Source organism: Nocardia sp. NPDC047648, assembly GCF_040642815.1.
GTDB classification, from domain to species: Bacteria; Actinomycetota; Actinomycetes; order Mycobacteriales; family Mycobacteriaceae; genus Nocardia; species Nocardia gamkensis.
Genome location: NZ_JBEYSX010000018.1, coordinates 22221 through 39824, shown reverse-complemented (window position 1 = coordinate 39824; position 17604 = coordinate 22221). Strand labels below are relative to the sequence as shown.

The following is a 17604-nucleotide window of genomic DNA, read 5'->3' as shown; positions in this document are numbered from 1 at the left end:
GACCGGCCGCCCGAGGACGTGCGGGGGACCGGCATGTCGCGGGTCCGGCTGAGCATCGCCTACGACGGCACGGATTTCACCGGCTGGGCACGTCAGCCCGGTCTGCGCACCGTGCAGGGCGTGCTGGAGGACGCGCTGAGCAAGGTGTTCCGTGAGCCGATCCAGCTGACCGTGGCGGGGCGAACGGACGCGGGCGTGCACGCCGAGGGGCAGGTCGCGCATTTCGACACGTCCGGCGAACTGGACGCGGAGAAGCTGGTGCACCGAATGGCGCGATTCCTGCCGAAGGACGTGCGGATCACGGGGGCGCGCTTGGCCCCGCCCGAGTTCGACGCCCGGTTCTCCGCCATCCGCCGGCACTATGCCTATCGGTTGACCACCGCGCCGTACGGGGCGGAGCCGCTGCAGGCCCGCAGCGTGGTCGCTTGCCGATCCGGCGTCGATGTCGGGGCCATGCGGGATGCTTCGCGAACACTGTTGGGGCTGCACGATTTCGCCGCGTTCTGCCGCCGCAGGGAGGGCGCGACGACGGTCCGGGAGTTGCAGCGCTTCGACTGGGTGCGCGACGGCGATCTGCTGGTCGCCTACGTCAGCGCCGACGCGTTCTGCTGGTCGATGGTGCGCAGCCTGGTCGGCGCGGTGCTCGCCGTCGGCGAGGGGCGGCGCACCGTGGAATGGGTCGCCGCGCTGCTGCGGGAGACGGAGCGCTCCAGCTCGGTCACCGTCGCGCCCGCACACGGTTTGAGCCTGATCGCCGTCGACTACCCCGCCGACGGGGAACTCGCCGCCCGCAACGCGCAGACGCGGGAGATGCGGTCGGTGCCGGCCCCGCAGGCGGGTTGCTGCGGCGACTAGGAATGTGGGGCTGCCCGCACCCGTGCTCGGGTGCGGGCAGCGCGGCGCTCACTTCGACGATTGCGGGTACTGCTGCTGGGACTGTCCCTGCTGCTCGGCCTGCGCCGGCTGTCCGGAACGGCCGGTTTGTGCTTCGATCGTCCTCGGTTCCTGGGACGCCCCGGAGATCCGGATGCGCCGCGGCTTCGCGCGCTCCGCGATCGGAATCGTCACCGAGAGCACACCGTTGTTATAGGTCGCGCTGATGTTCTCGACGTCGACGTTCTCACCCAGCGACATCTGGCGCATGAAGGTGCCCGCGAAGCGTTCCGAGGCGATCCACTGGACGCCTTCCTCGCTCGGCACGGTGCGTTGGGCCCGCAGGGTGAGCGTGCCGTTGTCGACACTGACGTCGATCGAGCCGGGATCGACGCCGGGCAGGTCCGCGTTCAGGACGTAGTGATCTCCCGCCTTGAACAGATCCATCGGCATGAATCGCGGTGCGCGACCTGTTCCTGCGCTTTCACCGAGCAACTGGCGGGCGACAGTGTCGATGTCATGAAATGGATCGAATCTCAGCACAGCGATCACCTCCATCTCGTTAGTGGTGACGCCTGCCACGGCGGCGGGCGCCATAGCTGTGCAATAGCCACAGTAGCCCTCCTGAAGCGGGAGAGCATCAAGCCCGACGGATGCGCGACCGCGAGATCCGCCGGCGCGGAATAGCCGCCTCCGGGCACGTGTTGGCTCGGGACATGGCATTCGACAGTCTCGGACGGTTCGGAGTGTGGCGGGCGTTCAACGGGTTCGGTCCCGAGGACGCACGGGAATTGGAGCAGCTGGGCTACGGCGCGCTGTGGTTGGGGGCCTCGCCGCCCGCGGATCTGGCAGCCGTCGAACCGCTGCTGGAGGCGACCGAAACGATCACCGTGGCCACCAGCATCGTGAATATCTGGGCATCGCCCGCGAAGGAGGCGGCCGACTCGTTCCACCGGATCGAGGCGCGCTTCCCCGGCCGGTTCCTGCTCGGCATCGGTGCCGGACACCCCGAGCACACCGGCGAGTACCGCAAGCCGTACGACGCGCTGGTCGAATACCTGGACGACCTCGACGCCGCCGGTGTGCCCGCCGAACGGCGCGCGGTGGCCGCACTCGGCCCTCGGGTGCTGAAGCTGGCCGCCGAGCGGTCCGCGGGGCCGCTGCCGTACTTCGTACCCGCGGCGCACACCGCGAAGGCTCGCGAGATCGTCGGCCCGGACACGCTGCTGGCCACCGAGCACAAGGTGGTGCTGACCGACGACGCCCGAGCCGCGCACGCCGTCGCCGATGAGACCGTCGAGTTCTACCTGGGCCTGACCAACTACGCGTCGAACCTGCGCCGGTTCGGCTTCACCGACGCCGATCTCGCCGTCCCGCCCGGCGATCGGGTGTTCGACGCCGTCATCGCGTACGGCACGCCGGAGCGGATCGCCGCCCGGCTGTCGGAGCATCTCGACGCCGGTGCCGACCATGTCGCGGTGCAGATCCTCGGCGACAACTACCTTCCGGCGCTGCGCACCCTCGCCCCACTGCTGACCGCGAAAGCCTGAGCATCGGCTTCGCCTCCGGCCCCGGCCTCTTGCCGGGGCCGGAGGTGTTTTCCGGCGATCGTCCTAAGGGACTGTTAGGAAGCATCGAGAGCCATTCCGCGAGCTTGTGACTGTCGCCACACTGATCTGCGACGACGTGATGAGGCGTCGGAGGAGGAGATCTTGTGACTACGACACAGCCCGTGAGTGAGCGCCGGGTGGTCGCGAACGTGCTACGCGGATCCATCGGAAACCTGGTCGAGTGGTACGACTGGTATGTCTACGCCGCGTTCAGCGTGTACTTCGCGAAGACGTTCTTCCCCAAGGACGATCCGACGGCGCAGCTGTTGTCCACCGCCGCCGTGTTCGCGGTCGGCTTTTTGATGCGTCCGATCGGCGGTTGGGCACTGGGCCGGTATGCCGACCGGTTCGGCCGTCGTTCGGCGCTGACCCTGTCGGTGACCGTGATGGCGGCGGGTTCTCTGCTGATCGCGGTGACACCCGGTTACCAGACCATCGGCGTGGCCGCTCCGGCCCTGCTGCTGGTCGCCCGGCTCCTGCAAGGTCTGTCGGTCGGCGGCGAGTACGCCACCAGCGCGACATATCTGTCCGAGGTGGCCTCGGCGGGCAGGCGCGGGTTCTACTCCAGTTTCCAGTACGTGACCCTGGTGGCAGGCCAGCTCGTCGCGCTCGGGGTGCAGATCGTGCTGCAACAATTCCTCGACGCCGACCGGATGAACGCCTGGGGCTGGCGGATTCCGTTCGTGATCGGCGCCGCCGGTGCGCTGATCGTGATGTGGCTGCGGCGCGGCATGGACGAGTCCGAGCAGTTCCGCGCCGAATCCGGGCAGGCGTCGCAGAAGGCGACGGCCGCCGAAGCGGGGCAGTCGCGTGGTTCGCTGCGGATCCTGCTGCAATACCCCCGCGAGTGTCTGCTGGTGGTCGGGTTGACGCTGGGCGGAACGGTCGCGTTCTACACGTATACGACCTACATGCAGAAGTTCATGATCAATACCTCCGGCATCTCCAAATCGACGGTGGCGTGGATCAACTTCATCGCGCTGCTGGTCTTCGTGGTGCTGCAACCGCTGGCGGGAGCGCTGTCGGACCGGGTGGGCAGGCGCAAACTGCTGATCTTCTTCGGTGTGGCGGGCACGCTGCTCACCGTGCCGATCATGACGGTGCTCGCGCACACCACCAATCCGGTCGCCGCGTGGGGCCTGATGATGGTCGCCCTGCTGATCATCACGGGATACACCTCGATCAACGCGATCGTGAAGGCCGAACTCTTCCCGACGAAGATCCGCGCGCTCGGTGTCGGGCTGCCCTACGCCCTCACCGTCGCCATCTTCGGCGGCACCGCCGAGACGATCGCGCTCGCGCTGAAGAAGGGCGGCCACGAGTCGCTGTACTTCTGGTACGTCGCCGGCTGCATCGCCATCTCGCTGATCACCTACTACTTCATGCGGGAGACCTCGGCCTCGTCGCAGATCGACGGCGAGCCCACCGGCGCCGCGGCGGCCGAGCCGGGGCGGCGGATGGCCACCGTGCGTGACTGACCGTCCGGCACACGCGCCGGTCCCCCCGCTGTGGGAGGATCGGCGCGTGCGGCTTGCGGTGGTCGAGGACGACGACGGCGTGGGAGACGCGCTGGTCGAGGCCTTGAACGCCCGCGGTTACCGCGCCGAACGTATGCGTCGCGGAGCGGATCTGCTGGTCGCGCACCGCGACTTCGACGCCGTGGTCCTCGACCTCGGACTGCCCGACGGCGACGGTCTGCAGGTGTTGCGCAGACTGCGCGAGGTGAGTTCGGTTCCGGTGCTGATCCTCACCGCGCGCAGCGACGAACGTTCGATCGTGCGCGGCCTGCGCGGCGGCGCGGACGACTATCTGGTCAAGCCGCCGCGGATCGCGGAACTCGTCGCGCGGCTCGAGACGGTCACCAGGCGGGCGGCGGCCGCGGCGCGGCAGGCGCAATCGGTGGTCGTCACCGGTGACGTGCGGGTGGACCTGGGGGCACGCGTGGTGGAGGTGGCCGGTGCGCCGGTGCCGTTGACCCAGAAGGAGTTCGAGTTGGTCGAGGCGCTGGTGGAACGGCCGGGTGCCGCGGTGAGTCGCCAGCAGTTGATGGATCGCATCTGGGGCGACGCCTTCGTCGCGGTCTCGCGTTCCCTGGATGTGCACATGACCGGTCTGCGGGCGAAGCTCAACCGGCCCGGCCTGATCACCACCATCCGTGGATACGGGTATCGGTGGGGACAGTGAGCGCGGTCCGGCGGGCCGGAGGTATGCCATGCGGCGTCGCCTGCTCGTCGCGCTGACGTTGTTCGCGGCCATCGCGGTGCTGGCGTTCGCGGTGCCGCTGTCGCTGACCGTCGCCACCAGCCGCACCCAGCAGCTGGTGCTGGCCCGGTCCGGGGACGCCGACCGCTTCGCCACCCTGGCCGACGACGCGGTCACCGCGGGAGACAGCCGCGCGCTGGCCGACGAGGTACTGCGCTACCACGAGCTGTACGGCGAGAACGTGCTGGTGGTCGACGCCAGGGGCGCGACGACGGTGAACGCGGGCGCGGACGTGAACGATCGCGACATCGAAGCGGCGGTGGCGGCCGCCCGCCGCAATCAGCGTCCGCACGCGGCGGACAAGCTGACGCCGTGGGGCGCGCCGACCATGCTCGTCGCACGACCGGTCGGCACCGGTGTCCAGGTGAACGGCGCCGTGGTGATCGAGGCGTCGACGGCGCGTGCCCGCGGTGATATCGCACGGGCCTGGGCGGTGATCGTGCTCGGCGGCGTCGTCGCGATGGCGCTGTTCGTGCTCCTGGCGGTGACGATCGGCCGCTGGGTGCTGCGTCCGCTGGCGGCGCTGTCGCAGGGCGTGGCGGAACTGACCGCGACGCTGCCCAAGCCGCGCACGGGGACGATCGCTCCGGTGTCGATCGCGGGCCGCTACGGCGGGCCGCCCGAGATGCGCGCGCTGGTGGAGTCCTTCGACGCGATGGCTCTGGCGGTCGCCGATTCGGCGGACGCGCAGCGCCAACTGGTCGCCGACACCGCACACGCGATGCGCAACCCGCTGGCCGCCCTGACCATCCGCTTGGATTCCCTGGAGCCCGCGATCCCGGCCGGCGCGGCGAGCACCTTCCGCGGCGCGGGCGCCGAGGTCGACCGGCTCACCGCGCTGCTCGACGGCCTACTCAGCTTGGCCGTCGCCGAGACACCCGCGGCCTTCGACATGGCGCACACCGCCGAGGTCGACAACCGATGCGACGCCGTGCAGGTGGCGGCCGACCGATTCGACGCCTGGTGCTCGGCGTTCGAGGCGGCCGGCCAGCGACTGCGGGTGCCGCCCATGACCGAGCGCGCCGACGTCGCGGTCCCCGCCGACGTGCTCGCGCAGATGCTCGACGTACCGCTGAGCAACGCCACGCGCTACGCGGGGGCGGGCGCGCACGTCGATCTCGTCGTCGCGACGGAGCCGGGCTGGGTCACCGTGACCGTCCGCGACGACGGCATCGGTGTTCCCCCCGACGAGATAGACAAGCTGACCACGCGTTTCTTCCGTGGTTCGTCCGCGGGGAGCGGTGGCTCGGGGCTGGGCTTGCCGATCGCCGCGGCGTTGGCGCAGGCGCGCGGTGGCGTTCTCACCGTCGTGGCGACGCGTCCGCAGGGTCTCTCGGTGGGTGTGCGATTGCCCGCGGCGGAGGACCGGTGACCGGCCGCGAGCCGATCCTCCGGCGCGGCATCGATCGGCGCGGCTTTCTCGCGTTGGCTGTCGCCGCGGGTGTCGCGGGCTGCGCTCCGAGTGGCGGGGAAGCCACGGTGCGGCTGGCGTCGGGCGAGGTCGGCGGCTTCTATCACGCCTTCGCGGGGTTGCTCGGCCTGGCCGCCGGGAACATCGGAGACGTGCGAATCGAGCGGGTCGCCACCTCGGGCTCGCAGGCCAATCTGGCTTTGCTGGCGCGCGGCGAGGTCGATGCCGCACTAGCGCTCGCGGACTCGCTGCGAGACGACGCCGATCGGGTGTGCGCGCTGGGGCGGGTCTACGAGAACTACCTGCAGTTGGTGGTGCGCTCGGACAGCACGATCGGCTCGGTCGCGGATCTGCGCGGAACCCGGGTGAGCCTGGGTGCGGAAGGGTCGGGCGCGGCCCTGACCGGCGAGCGGATCCTGCGCGTCGCGGGGCTGGACCCGCATGCCGACGTGCTGATTTCGCACCGCCCCTTGGCGGAGGCGGTGGCCGCCCTGACCGCAGGCGAGGCCGATGCGCTGTTGTGGGCGGGCGGCGTCCCGACCAGGTTGCTCGCGGTGCCCAGCCGGATGCGGCTGGTGGACATGGGCGAATTGGCCGCGCCGATGCGAGAGCTGTTCGGGCCGGTGTACGACCGGGTAGCGATCCCCGCGGACGCCTATCCGGGCGGTGTCTCGGTGCACACCATCGGGGTGGCCAATCTCTTGCTCGCCGCCCCCGCCATGCCCGAGGAAGTGGCCGCTTCGATCGTCGAACTGCTGGTATGGCACGCCGACGCGCTGGTGCCCACCGAAGCGGCGGGCACCCAGTTCCTCGACGGGCGCTCGCTGATCAGCACCGGCTCGATTCCGCTACATCCCGGCGCGGCCGCGGTCTACCGCCGCTGGCACGGCTAGCGACGTCAGGACCGGACCAGGCGGGCGATGGCGTCGGTGGCCTCCTTGATCTTGGCTTCGGCCTCCGGGCCACCCGCGACGGCCGCGTCGACCACGCAGTGGCTGATGTGGTCCTCCAGCAGGCCCATCGCTACCGCCTGCAGGGCTTTCGTCATCGCGGAGACCTGGGTGAGGATGTCGATGCAGTATTTCTCCTCCTCGACCATCCGCTGTAGACCGCGCGCTTGGCCCTCGATGCGCCGCAGCCGCTTGAGGTAGTCGTCCTTGGCGGTGATATAGCCGTGCGCGGCGTGCTCGGCCGCCGTGTGGTCGTGGGGGGAATCTGCCACCGATGTCTCCTCGCTGCCTGCCGGTCACCGGAACCGGATCAATACCCCCCTAGGGTACAGTTTGCGGGCCGTCTTGTCAGGTCGGACCCGGGTGACGACCACTCGGCGGCCGCCCGAAACAGTCGACGAGCCGCCCCGGAAGCAGGGTAACGCGCGGCCCGCCGCGCGACGGCCGTCGCGGGACGAGACAATCGGGGTATGAGTTCGCACCCCCGGCCCGCGCTCGCCGTCATCGGCGGCAGCGGCTTCTACGATTTCTTCGACAACGAGGCGACCACCATCGAGGTCGAGACTCCCTATGGCGCCCCGAGCGCGGGGATCGCCGTCGGAGAGGTGGAGGGCAGGCCGGTGGCGTTCCTGCCGCGACACGGCAAGAACCACGAATTCGCGCCGCACACCCTGCCCTACCGGGCCAATCTGTGGGCCCTGCGCTCGCTGGGCGTGCGCCGCATCTTCGCGCCCTGCGCGGTGGGCAGCCTGCGGGCGGACTGGGGCCCCGGCACGGTCGCGGTGCCGGATCAGCTGGTCGACCGGACCTCCGGCCGTCCGCAGACCTACTTCGGCGGCGGCGGCATTCACGTGTCCTTCGCCGATCCGTACTGCGAGGAACTGCGTGCCGCCGCCATCAAGGCCGAGTCCGACGCGCTGCACATGATGCACGCGGGCACGATGGTCGTGGTCGAGGGACCGCGCTTCTCCACCCGCGCCGAGAGCCGGTGGTTCGCCGCGCAGGGCTGGGACCTGGTGAACATGACCGGTCATCCGGAGGCGGTGCTCGCCCGCGAACTCGAGATGTGCTATGCCGCTGTCGCTCTCGTGACCGATCTGGACGCCGGTCTGGAGGAGGGCGAGGGAGTGCACGCGGTCGATGTCTTCGCCGAGTTCAAACGCAATCTCGCGCCGTTCAAAGAACTCATCCGCCGCGCGGTGGCCGGGGTGGACGGCACCGACACGTGTGACCGCTGCCGCGTCCACGCGGGAGTGTCGCTGCCGTTCGAACTGCCCTGAGTCCGATGGTGGTCACCGGGGCGTTCGGCGGGCTCTGCCCCCTCGGCCGGAAGCCGTCAGCTCGGTGTCGGCGCGAAGGCTTCGGCGTGGTCGGTCGCCCACTGTTCGAAGGTGCGCGGCGATCGGCCGGTCACCTGCTCGACGGTCGGGTAGAGCGTCGCCTCGTCCAGCGTGCCCTCGACGAAGAAGCTGAGGAACGCGTCGACGTACTCCCTCGGCATGGTGGCGGCCAGTTCGGCCTCGGTCTCCGCGTCGCCGAGTTCGTGTGCCACGAGCGGCCGGTTCAGCACCGCGGCGAGCACAGCGACCTGTTCCGCCGGTCGCAGCGCCTGCGGGCCGGTGAGCTCGAGCACCTGCCCGGCGAGTTCGTCTCGCGTGAGCGCCGCGGCCGCGACCGCCGCGATGTCGGCGGGGTCGATCGCGCCGACCCGGACTCCGGGAAACTGCACGCGGACGACGTCGCCCGCGGCGAGTTGTGGCAACCAGCGCAGCGCGTTCGACATGAAGGACCGCGGGCGCAGCACGGTCCAGCTCAGTTCGGAGCCGCGCACCGCGTCCTCGGACAGCGTCATGTAGCGGGATACGGCGTTGTCCATGTCCCGTAGCGCGGCCGAACCGCCGGAGAGCAGCGCGACCCGGCGCACCCCGGCCTTGTTCGCGCGTTCCAGCAGGTCCGGCAGGTTGGCGTAGCCGGGGAGCAGGAACATTCCGTCCACGCCGTCCAATGCGTCGGCCAGCGTCTCCGGGCGATTCAGATCGCCGGTAACGGTCTCGGCGCCCGGCGGGAGCGTCGCCTTGGCAGGGTCGCGCACCAGTGCTCGCACCTGCTCGCCCCATCCGGTGAGGGTCCGCACGAGTTCCGCGCCGACATTGCCGGTGGCGCCGGTTACCAGGATCATTTCGTCTCCGTCTTCGTCTTCCAGTTCGGCGGTGCACACAGTGTTGCGCGGCCTGCTTCTTGCGAGCCGGGCCGCGAACGGGCGATACCCGGCTCGGTGGGCCGACGTCGTTGCGTGAGGGTTATACGCGGGATCGATTGCTCGCTGGTCCAGTGGTGTAGTCGCCTTCAGCGCCTGCTCAACGCTGTGCTCGTTCGGGATGTCTACTGCCGCGCGAAGGGTAGGGGTTTGACCGGCCAAAGCGTATCCGCTGTATTGGGGACCGGATATTCGCCACTGACGGGAAGCTGGTTAGCGCCAACTCTTCTGGGTACGTCCGCGCCGGGCGAATTGCGACTTGCGTTTCGGTACTCAGTGGGGGCCCGACAAAGGTGGCAAGCCCGGCTCGCGGGATGTTCCGCGCGCGGCGGTGCCCGGAGGTCGACAGGTCCCGAGTTAGGCTCGCGCGGTGGATACTCCGTTACGGCTCGAGGTCATCGTGGCCAGTGTGCGTCCGGAGCGGTTCGCGCCGGTGGTCGCGGACTGGTTCCTGCGTACGGTGCGCGCCCATCCCGAATTCGACACCGGCGTCATCGATCTCGCGGACACATCGTTGCCCGTGGAACTCACCGAGAACGACGAGACCGTGGCCTATCGCGCGCGTCTGCGGCAGGCCGACGCTTTCGTCGTCGTCACCTCCGAGTACAACCACGGCTACCCGGCGTCGCTGAAGACGGCTTTCGACACCGCGAAGCACGAGTGGCGCGCGAAACCCATCGCATTCGTCTCCTATGGCGGACTTTCCGGCGGGCTGCGTGCGGTAGAGCAACTACGCCAGGTCGTCGCCGAAATCCACATGGTGTCGGTGCGCGAGACGGTCAGCTTCCACCAGGCCAAGAAGGCGTTCGATGAAACGGGCGACACTCGTGACGGCGCCGCCATCGACGCGGCGGGACGAATGTTGCGCCAATTGAGCTGGTGGGCGCGCACTTTGCGATCTGCCCGCGCTGCTGACCCGTATCCCGGTTGACCGCTACTCCGGCTCGGCCGATGTGGTCGGCTCGTCGGAAACCGATACCAGCGCCAGGTCGGCCTGCACCGTGCCGGTGCGTAGTTGGTTGCCGATCACGCCGAGTCGGTGGATATCCGGATCGGCGTGATCGGTAGGCTTGGTCTGTCCGGACGCTCGTCAGAGAATGCGCGGGCGAGTCCGCAGTATCACTTCATTCACATTTACGACTGAAGATCGTCGCCGTCGGGTATTTCTGTTGCTCGCCGCACCTCGACCGGCGGAACGACTTCGGTCGATCACGCGCAGGTGAAACTTCCGGCGTGGATCGTTTGTCGCAAATGTGAGCCGACGATTACCAGTTCGCCGACCAAACGTATTTGAATTTTTCCTTGTCCGGCTGCTGGGAATAGCAGCGACTGATCGACGGATGCTGCTTTTTGAGCTCCGAGCGCGCCGATTCGCAGTCTTTCTTGGTCGTGCAGCTGACACCGAAACCTCCGGTGTGACAGCCGGACGGCAGCGCGTTCGCGACGCCCGGATTGAGCACCGCCGAAGCGATGCCGACGGTCAGCAACGACGTGAAGACACAGGCCGATACCCTCATGAATTCCCCTCCTGGAACTCCCAACCAGGACGGCCCGATCCCGAGCCGCCTTGCCAGACATTAGCTTTCCGATTTGGGAGCGTCAAACGAATGTCGCCACCGGATGAGTCGGCGTCGAATTCCTCCGGGCGCGCAGACTCGCGATTTCTACTGCGGTTGCATTGCCCGACGGCCACGGGGCTGGCCGATATAGGTGGCTTCGCTGGGAATGGACACCAGCGTCAGGTCGACCTGCGCGGTGCCGGTGCGCAGCACCACATGGTTGCCGATCGCGCCGGGCTGGTGGATGGCCAAGTCGGGACGGCTGGCGGGCCAGCCCATCGGATCACCCGTGACATAGATGGTGGTGACGCCCGCGTGCGGGGCGGGCGCGAGCACCCCGTCCACCACCGTGGCGGTGAATCCCGCGTCGGACTGGTGTGTTTCGGCCGCGATGGTCAGTCGCTCCGGATTGCCGATCGTGGTGACCAGGTTCTCCCATGCCCGCGCCCGATCGGTGCGGATCAGGATCCGTTCGCCGACCGCGAGCGCGCGGAACACCAACTGCTGCGCCAGATACAGCTCGCCGGCGACGTACACCGTCGAGATGCCCGCGCCGACGATGCGGACCGCCACACCGTTTCCCTCGTCGTCCGACCCGATCAGCTGGCCGCAGCCGGAGGAGGGCAGGTGCAGATCGTCGACGATGTCGATCAGGTGCTCGATCATCGGAACGGTGTCGTCCACACCGGGAACCGCGAGCGGCAGATGAGCCAGCAGCCCATCGCGGTGGCGTCCGTTCATCGAGATCATGCCCGGCAGCTCGGACCGCTCCGGCAGCTCCCGCGCGGTCAGCCGCCATGCGGCGCCGATGCTCACCGAGTCGGCCGAACTGCCGGGGCGCAGCCGCACCGCCACCGTCGTTCCGCGCGAGGGAGCCACCCAGAGCTGGGCGAGCAGATCGGACGCGAGCCGCTTGGGATCCACGGCGCTGCCGATGTTCACGTTGTTGCCGATTTCGGCATAGCGCCAGCGGTGTTCGAGGGTGCGCGGATCGTAGCCACCGGTGATCTGCAGGACCGCTTTGCGAATCTCGGGCGCCGTCAGGATGCGGGCGTTGCAGTCGGCGTCCTCGAGTGTGCGCATGATCCGCTGGGTGGCGATGGTGACCGCGCGCGAGGCGCCTTCCGCTCCGCCGCCGCGCCGGTCGGCGGCCTCCGGGCAGGCCACCGCGTCGAAACCGATCGCGAGCCACACCGTGCGGTGAGCGGTGGCGGGCAGCGGGCCGAGCAGCGATTCGTAGATCTTGCCCGCTGGTGTGCCGGAACGGCTGCGGTGCCCGTGGCTGATGATGTCGATGCCGCTGAGCAGGATGTCGTGCTGGTTCAGGCATTTCGCCAGCTCGGCGAGCGGAAGCAGGTGCGAGGCGTGCACCGTGGTGCGGGCGATCCTGGTCAGCCCGCCGGGCGGGGGCAGCACCTCGACCACCGTCACCACGCGGCTGCCGTCCCAGTACAGGCCGAGCGAACGTCCGTCCGTGCCGCGGAAGTCGACGGTGTCGCCGAGCTCGTAGTCACGGTGGGTGAGATAGCGCCAATACGTGGCGATCCAGTCCAGCAGGGTGCGTTTGGCGACGGGAACGAGCGGGATCAACGCGACGGCGACCGCCACGGCGAAGGTGGGAAGTCCGGGCAGCCCGGCGAACAGCGCGACGACTCCGGCGACCAGCCCGATGATCTGCGCGATCAGCAGGTTCTGCATCGAGACGCGCCCGAGAAGCGGTCGTGGTCCCGCGCCTGCCGGTTCCGCCATCGTCGTCCCCCAAAGTACCCGATATCGGCCGGTTCGCTGTGGCCGAGCTGAACAAGAGTCCTCGGGAACTGTACTGTGTTCCGCGAACGTGAGCACTGTTCGGGGGAGGAATAATGCCTTCAAAACCCACCACACGCTGGCAGGTGAGCGGCTACCGCTTTCTGGTCCGGCGGATGGAGCACGCCTTGGTGCGCCGGGACGTGCGAATGCTGCACGACCCCATGCGATCCCAGTCCCGCGCGTACGCGGCGGGACTGATCCTGGCGTGTGTCGTCCTGGCGGGCTGCGGCGTGCTCGCGTTGCTTCGTCCCCAGGGCAAGATCGGTGACGACAACAAGATCCTGATCGGCAAGGACTCCGGCGCCGTCTACGTGGTGATCGACGACGTGGTGCACCCGGCCCTCAACCTCGCCTCGGCCCGCCTCGCCGCGGGCGAGGCGGCCAAGCCCGCCACCGTGAAGGAGTCCGAGCTCGGAAAGAAGCCGCGCGGCCAATTGATCGGCATTCCAGGCGCTCCCGCCTCGCTGCGCTTCGACAAGGAGGGCAAGGGGCGAGCGTGGACGGTGTGTGACACCCTCCAGCTCGACGGCACCAACAAGGCCACCACCTCGGTGCTCATCGGCGACGTCGAACTGGGGGCCAAGGCATCGGCGATGGAGTCGGGTAACGCCTTGCTCGTCAAGGGCAAGGACGCCACCTACCTCGTCTACGACGACAAGCGCGCCCGCGTGGACATGAACAGCAACGCCGTGACCGAGGCGCTGGGCATTCGCAATGTCGCACCGCGGCCGGTCAGCGAAGGCTTGCTCAACGCGATTCCCGAGGTACAGCGGATCGAGGTGCCGCACATCGACGATCGAGGGGGACAGCCCGGGTACCGGATCGGTGACCACAAGATCGGTGAAGTGGTGCACGAGCCCGGGTCGCAGCAGTATTTCGTGGTCCTGCACGATGGTCGCCAGGAGATTTCCCAGCTGACCGCGAACATCATTCTGAACTCTGATCCGGCCGCGGGGCGCAATCCCACGATCACCGCATACGACAAGAGTGAATCGCCCGTGTCGACGGCGCTGTCTGTAGAGCACTATCCGGCCACCGCGCCGTCGCTCGTACAGATAAAGGATCGTCCGACCAGTTGTCTGTCGTGGGAGCCGATCGCTGCCGCGGAGGGCGGTGGTGGCAATCGCGCGAAGCTCTCGTTGATCACCGGCGTCGGTCTGCCGATGCCTGGCGACGCCCGTCTCGTTCCACTGGCCCAGGCCGACGGAGATGGCCCGAACGTGGACTCGGTGTACTTCAAGCCGGGTTCCGGCGCATTCGTACAGGGCACCGGCATCGAGCCGGACAGCCAGCGCAAGGACAGCCTGTTCTACGTCGCCGACACCGGTGTGCGCTATGGCATCAGGGATGCCGAGGCGGTCAAAGCTCTGGGGATGAGTACGGATTCGGGAGTGAAGCAACCCGAACCGGCGCCATGGCCCATCCTCGGCCTGCTCGCCTCCGGCCCTGTCCTCAGCCGTCAGGACGCGATGGTGGCTCACGACGGCGTCGCGCCGGATGCGAGCCCGGCGAAAGAGCTTGTGAAAAGCCAGAATTGAGGCCGTTGCCCGGAATTGGCCGGTGCTGTCGACTCCGGTACCCTCCGAGTTGGCGAAAGGGAGTTTCGCCATAGATAAGGGAGGGATTCACCCATGAAGCGCACCATGTACGCCTTGGCGATCGGTATCACCGCCGCGACCGTGGTCGGCACTGTCGCCACCTCGGCCGCCACCGCCGAACCGATGCGTACCAAGCACGGCATGACCTACAAGGAATGCATGACCACGGGCAAGGACAGCTTCCGGCGGATGTACGGCAAGGAAGCGGTCTGCGTCGAAGACGGCTACGGGTACTACAAACTCGAGCCCGCACGCGGTCAGTAAGAAGCCCGCACCGTCACCTCGCCCGAGATCAACGGCACATGGTGGAGACCTGTTGTCGTGAGACAGCACAGCCATGTGCCGTTGATCATGGTTTCAGCGTTCCTCGCGGACGCCGAATCTGCGGCGGATCGGGAACGATGCGAGCATGCCCAGGATCAGGAGCGCTGCGACGCTGCCACTGCCGATCAGCGCCACGTTGCGGGCGCGGTTGTCGGGCGGCGGGGCTGGTGACGGGACCTGTAATTGCACACTCTGGGCTGCCGCGGGTCGCTTCGGCGGAAGCGCTTTCGGCACTTCGGCGGTCAGCGCGGCGACCGGATCGATCGCACCGTAACCGACATAAGGGTTCCAGCCCTCGCCCGGGGCATGAGCTGTGGCCTGGATACGTTTGATCACGTCGAGTGCTCTGAGTTCGGGGAAATGAGCGCGGACCAAGGCGACGACCCCGGAAACATACGGCGCGGCAAAGCTTGTCCCCTTGAGCGGTACGAGGCTTTGGTTGTCGTATTTTCCTGTGATGGTGCCGGTTCCGCGCGGATCCAGCGAGACGATGTCCTCACCCGGTGCGGCCACACCGACCCAGGGGCCCGGCACGGTGAAACTCGACGGCGCGCCGTTCTGGTCGATCGAGCCGACGGACAGGACGTAATCGTCGTAGCGCGCGGGCGTGACGTTGGTGGTCACATGGTTCCACGGATCATCGGTCGGCTTCAGCGGATCGATTCCAGGATTGCTCGCCTTGCATTTGTCGTCGGTATTGCCCGCCGCGGCCACCACGACGGCGTCCATTTCCAAGGTGGCATAACGCACGGCGGCGCCGACCGCTCCGTCGCTGAAGCTCACGCCATTGGGCACGCAGGAGACGAGCGAGATGTTGATGACCGAAGCGTGCCGGTCGGCGGCGCGCCGGATCGCGGCGGCGAGCGCATCCACCCTGCCGTACCCCCGGGGCGGATCTTCCGGCTTCCTATCCTGCCGGTTCGCGTAGTCGTACAGCGCGCTGGTCTGGCGGATCGACAGAATTCGCGCCTCGGGTGCCACGCCCGAGAAGCCCTGTCCCGCTTGTGGCTTGGCGGCGATGATCCCGGCAACGACGGTGCCGTGCGCATCGCAGTCCTCGCTGACTCCATCGCCGCCGTCGGCCACGAAGTCGCCGCCCGCCTCCAGATCGGGCAGGCGGGGGTGACGAGCGACGCCCGTATCGATCACCGCGACGAGCTGGCCCTCGCCCCGGGAGAACTCCCATGCGTGCGGCAGGTCGAGGGAGCGCTGTGGTGCGGGAGCGGCGGGACCGTCGCCACCCTGCTGGGTCGAATAGCACGGCGTGTTGCCCGGACGCTCGGTCTTGTCGAGCGGCCGTGCGGGATCCCCCGCGGGCAGTTGTCCTGGATCCACCGGCGGTGGCCGATCGGCGTAGGCGATGCCTTGGCTCGCCCCCACTCCGAACGACATGCTCAAAGACAGCACCGCGGCGGCCGCCCCGGTGCGCAGTGCCCGGTTCACAGCCCGCGGACGAGGGCGTAGAGATCCGTCACCCAGAAGACCAGCGGCAGCACTGCGGCGACGAACGTGTACTCGAGCAGTTCGACGCCGCGGCGCATCGGCGGGGTGGCCGACTGGTTCGGGATGATGATGCCGAGGATCAGCGCCGCGACCAGGACCACCATCGCCGCGCCGAAGACGGCCAGCGGCTGGTGCATCGCGAAACCGGCGCCCACCAGCATGATCAGCACGATGCCCGCGCCACCGGCGATGAGCACGACGGCCTGCTCCGCGCCCGCGTAGGTGCGGCTGCGGAACATCAGCACCGCCGCGCAGACCAGTGCGAGCGCGATGCCCTGCCAGTACGGGTCGTCGGAGGCCGGATCGGTGGCGGCGAGTGCGCCCGCGGCGGTGACCAGCGTGGTCGCCGCGACCAGGCCCGCGAGGTACTTGCGGGCGTGTTCGGACTTCACCCGCAGCGCCTCCATGGTCGGCAGCGCGCGGTGATCGTCCGGGTCGTCCTCGGTGGGATCGATGGGGGTGCCCGGCGAAGGGACCGGCGGCAGCGGCAGTTTCGCCAGCAGCATGGACACCCGGGGCGCCAGGGAGAGCCCGCCGAGGCCGAGCGCCGCCGCGCCCGCGCCGATCGCGCGTTCCGGATGGTCGGTGAGCAGGCCGACCAGCGCCGCGGGCACCGCGTATGTCGCGAGCGTAGCCACGCCGATGAACAACGCGAGACCGACGCCGATGACCCGCCAGGCCAGGATCGCCGTCGCCCCCGCGAGAACCGATCCGAGCAGGATGTGCGCCCAACCGTAATCGTCCGGCACGAAGAGCATTCCCGCGCTGAACGCGGGGGGCAGTGCGCACCCGCCGAGCACCAGTGCGGTGCCGGTGTCGCCGTACATCCTGCTCAGCACCATCGCGCTCACGACGAGCAGAATCGCGACGATCAGCGCGATCGAGCCGCCCACCCCGATCGGCAGCGAGCCGGGGGACAGCAGCAGACCCAGGCAGCCGACCATCATGGTGATCGCCGCGAGCACCGAGCCGGTGATCCGCGCGATCCGCGGAGTCCAGCTGCGGTAGTGGTCGGTGTCGGCGATCGCGACGTTGTACATGATGTCGTCGAAAAGCGGTGTCGGCGCGGTGTGCGAGGCGCTTTCCAACATGAGCAGTTCGCCGTCGCGGACACCGTGCTCGCCGAGGCTGAGCGAGTTCGAGAACGGCGGATGGCCGATCCGGGCGAGCACCCATTCCGCGGGCTCGTAACGCTCGCCCTCGTTGTCGAAATCGTTGCTGCGGCTGTGCTGGGCGACCATGTCGACCACACTCGGAATCACCAGCGCGACCGGCACGTCGACCGGTATGGCCATGTCGACCTGAGTGTGCTTGGCCAGAATCGTCACCCGGGCGAGATCGGGAGCGCGGACGATGCCGCGCGAGGATTCTTCGTCGATGTGGTCAAGTCGCGCGTGCGTCAAGCTTCCCCCAACTCGGTCTTCTACCTCGTGATTCCGCGGCCCCGC

At 68.6% G+C, this 17604-nt stretch carries 17 protein-coding genes; 10 read left to right on the top strand and 7 right to left on the bottom strand.

Going from position 1 to position 17604, the window contains the following annotated elements; genetic code table 11:
* The first annotated feature begins 33 nt into the window (after positions 1-33).
* Positions 34-855 carry a tRNA pseudouridine(38-40) synthase TruA gene (truA, locus tag ABZ803_RS29985; RefSeq protein WP_357044566.1) on the top strand — a complete coding sequence of 274 codons (822 nt, stop codon included), beginning with the start codon at positions 34-36 and terminating at the stop codon, positions 853-855.
* Positions 856-903: 48 nt separating this feature from the next.
* Here truA and ABZ803_RS29980 read toward each other — a convergent pair whose 3' ends face one another.
* On the bottom strand, positions 904-1416 hold the full coding sequence (locus tag ABZ803_RS29980) for an Hsp20/alpha crystallin family protein (protein WP_357044564.1): 513 nt from the start codon (positions 1414-1416) through the stop codon (positions 904-906).
* A gap of 173 nt (positions 1417-1589) precedes the next feature.
* Here ABZ803_RS29980 and ABZ803_RS29975 point away from each other — a divergent pair, with 173 nt between their 5' ends.
* The 5 genes from ABZ803_RS29975 to ABZ803_RS29955 all read left to right on the top strand — a co-directional run bounded on the left by ABZ803_RS29975 (position 1590) and on the right by ABZ803_RS29955 (position 7049).
* A complete protein-coding gene (locus tag ABZ803_RS29975; RefSeq protein WP_357044446.1) occupies positions 1590-2423 on the top strand; it encodes an LLM class F420-dependent oxidoreductase in 834 nt (277 codons plus the stop codon).
* Positions 2424-2587: 164 nt separating this feature from the next.
* Positions 2588-3961: an MFS transporter gene (locus ABZ803_RS29970; RefSeq protein WP_357044444.1), complete on the top strand. Its 1374-nt coding sequence runs from the start codon at positions 2588-2590 to the stop codon at positions 3959-3961.
* A gap of 46 nt (positions 3962-4007) precedes the next feature.
* On the top strand, positions 4008-4667 hold the full coding sequence (locus ABZ803_RS29965) for a response regulator transcription factor (RefSeq protein WP_040864915.1): 660 nt from the start codon (positions 4008-4010) through the stop codon (positions 4665-4667).
* A gap of 28 nt (positions 4668-4695) precedes the next feature.
* Positions 4696-6117 carry a HAMP domain-containing sensor histidine kinase gene (locus ABZ803_RS29960; protein WP_357044441.1) on the top strand — a complete coding sequence of 474 codons (1422 nt, stop codon included), beginning with the start codon at positions 4696-4698 and terminating at the stop codon, positions 6115-6117.
* Entirely contained in the window at positions 6114-7049 is a 936-nt protein-coding gene (locus ABZ803_RS29955) for a TAXI family TRAP transporter solute-binding subunit (protein WP_357044439.1), read from the top strand. The genes ABZ803_RS29960 and ABZ803_RS29955 overlap by 4 nt, the downstream gene beginning before the upstream one ends.
* A 5-nt stretch (positions 7050-7054) precedes the next feature.
* Here the strand turns inward: ABZ803_RS29955 and ABZ803_RS29950 are convergent, their stop codons facing one another.
* On the bottom strand, positions 7055-7378 hold the full coding sequence (locus tag ABZ803_RS29950) for a metal-sensitive transcriptional regulator (RefSeq protein ID WP_063052158.1): 324 nt from the start codon (positions 7376-7378) through the stop codon (positions 7055-7057).
* A 198-nt stretch (positions 7379-7576) separates the two neighbouring features.
* Here ABZ803_RS29950 and ABZ803_RS29945 point away from each other — a divergent pair, with 198 nt between their 5' ends.
* Entirely contained in the window at positions 7577-8386 is an 810-nt protein-coding gene (locus ABZ803_RS29945; RefSeq protein WP_357044437.1) for an S-methyl-5'-thioadenosine phosphorylase, read from the top strand.
* A 56-nt stretch (positions 8387-8442) separates the two neighbouring features.
* On the opposite strand, the gene ABZ803_RS29940 is transcribed toward ABZ803_RS29945, so the two are convergent.
* Positions 8443-9285 (bottom strand): NAD(P)H-binding protein, encoded by an 843-nt coding sequence (locus ABZ803_RS29940; RefSeq protein ID WP_357044435.1) that lies wholly within the window; start codon positions 9283-9285, stop codon positions 8443-8445.
* Between the two features lie 448 nt (positions 9286-9733).
* Between ABZ803_RS29940 and ABZ803_RS29935 the strand changes: the two genes are divergently transcribed.
* Entirely contained in the window at positions 9734-10294 is a 561-nt protein-coding gene (locus tag ABZ803_RS29935; RefSeq protein ID WP_357044433.1) for an NAD(P)H-dependent oxidoreductase, read from the top strand.
* 334 nt (positions 10295-10628) lie between these two features.
* On the opposite strand, the gene ABZ803_RS29930 is transcribed toward ABZ803_RS29935, so the two are convergent.
* Both ABZ803_RS29930 and eccE read right to left on the bottom strand, forming a co-directional pair.
* Positions 10629-10880 (bottom strand): hypothetical protein, encoded by a 252-nt coding sequence (locus tag ABZ803_RS29930; protein ID WP_357044431.1) that lies wholly within the window; start codon positions 10878-10880, stop codon positions 10629-10631.
* 147 nt (positions 10881-11027) lie between these two features.
* A complete protein-coding gene (gene eccE, locus ABZ803_RS29925; RefSeq protein ID WP_357044429.1) occupies positions 11028-12671 on the bottom strand; it encodes a type VII secretion protein EccE in 1644 nt (547 codons plus the stop codon).
* Between the two features lie 113 nt (positions 12672-12784).
* Here eccE and eccB point away from each other — a divergent pair, with 113 nt between their 5' ends.
* Together eccB and ABZ803_RS29915 are read left to right on the top strand one after the other, a co-directional pair.
* On the top strand, positions 12785-14269 hold the full coding sequence (gene eccB / locus ABZ803_RS29920) for a type VII secretion protein EccB (RefSeq protein WP_357044427.1): 1485 nt from the start codon (positions 12785-12787) through the stop codon (positions 14267-14269).
* Between the two features lie 93 nt (positions 14270-14362).
* Positions 14363-14593, top strand: coding sequence for a hypothetical protein (locus tag ABZ803_RS29915; protein WP_357044425.1), 231 nt, complete (start codon positions 14363-14365; stop codon positions 14591-14593).
* Positions 14594-14686: 93 nt separating this feature from the next.
* Here the strand turns inward: ABZ803_RS29915 and mycP are convergent, their stop codons facing one another.
* A complete protein-coding gene (mycP, locus tag ABZ803_RS29910) occupies positions 14687-16045 on the bottom strand; it encodes a type VII secretion-associated serine protease mycosin (RefSeq protein ID WP_357044562.1) in 1359 nt (452 codons plus the stop codon).
* A 47-nt stretch (positions 16046-16092) separates the two neighbouring features.
* Positions 16093-17559, bottom strand: a complete 1467-nt coding sequence (gene eccD / locus ABZ803_RS29905) for a type VII secretion integral membrane protein EccD (protein ID WP_357044423.1) — start codon at positions 17557-17559, stop codon at positions 16093-16095.
* Positions 17560-17604 lie beyond the last annotated feature (45 nt).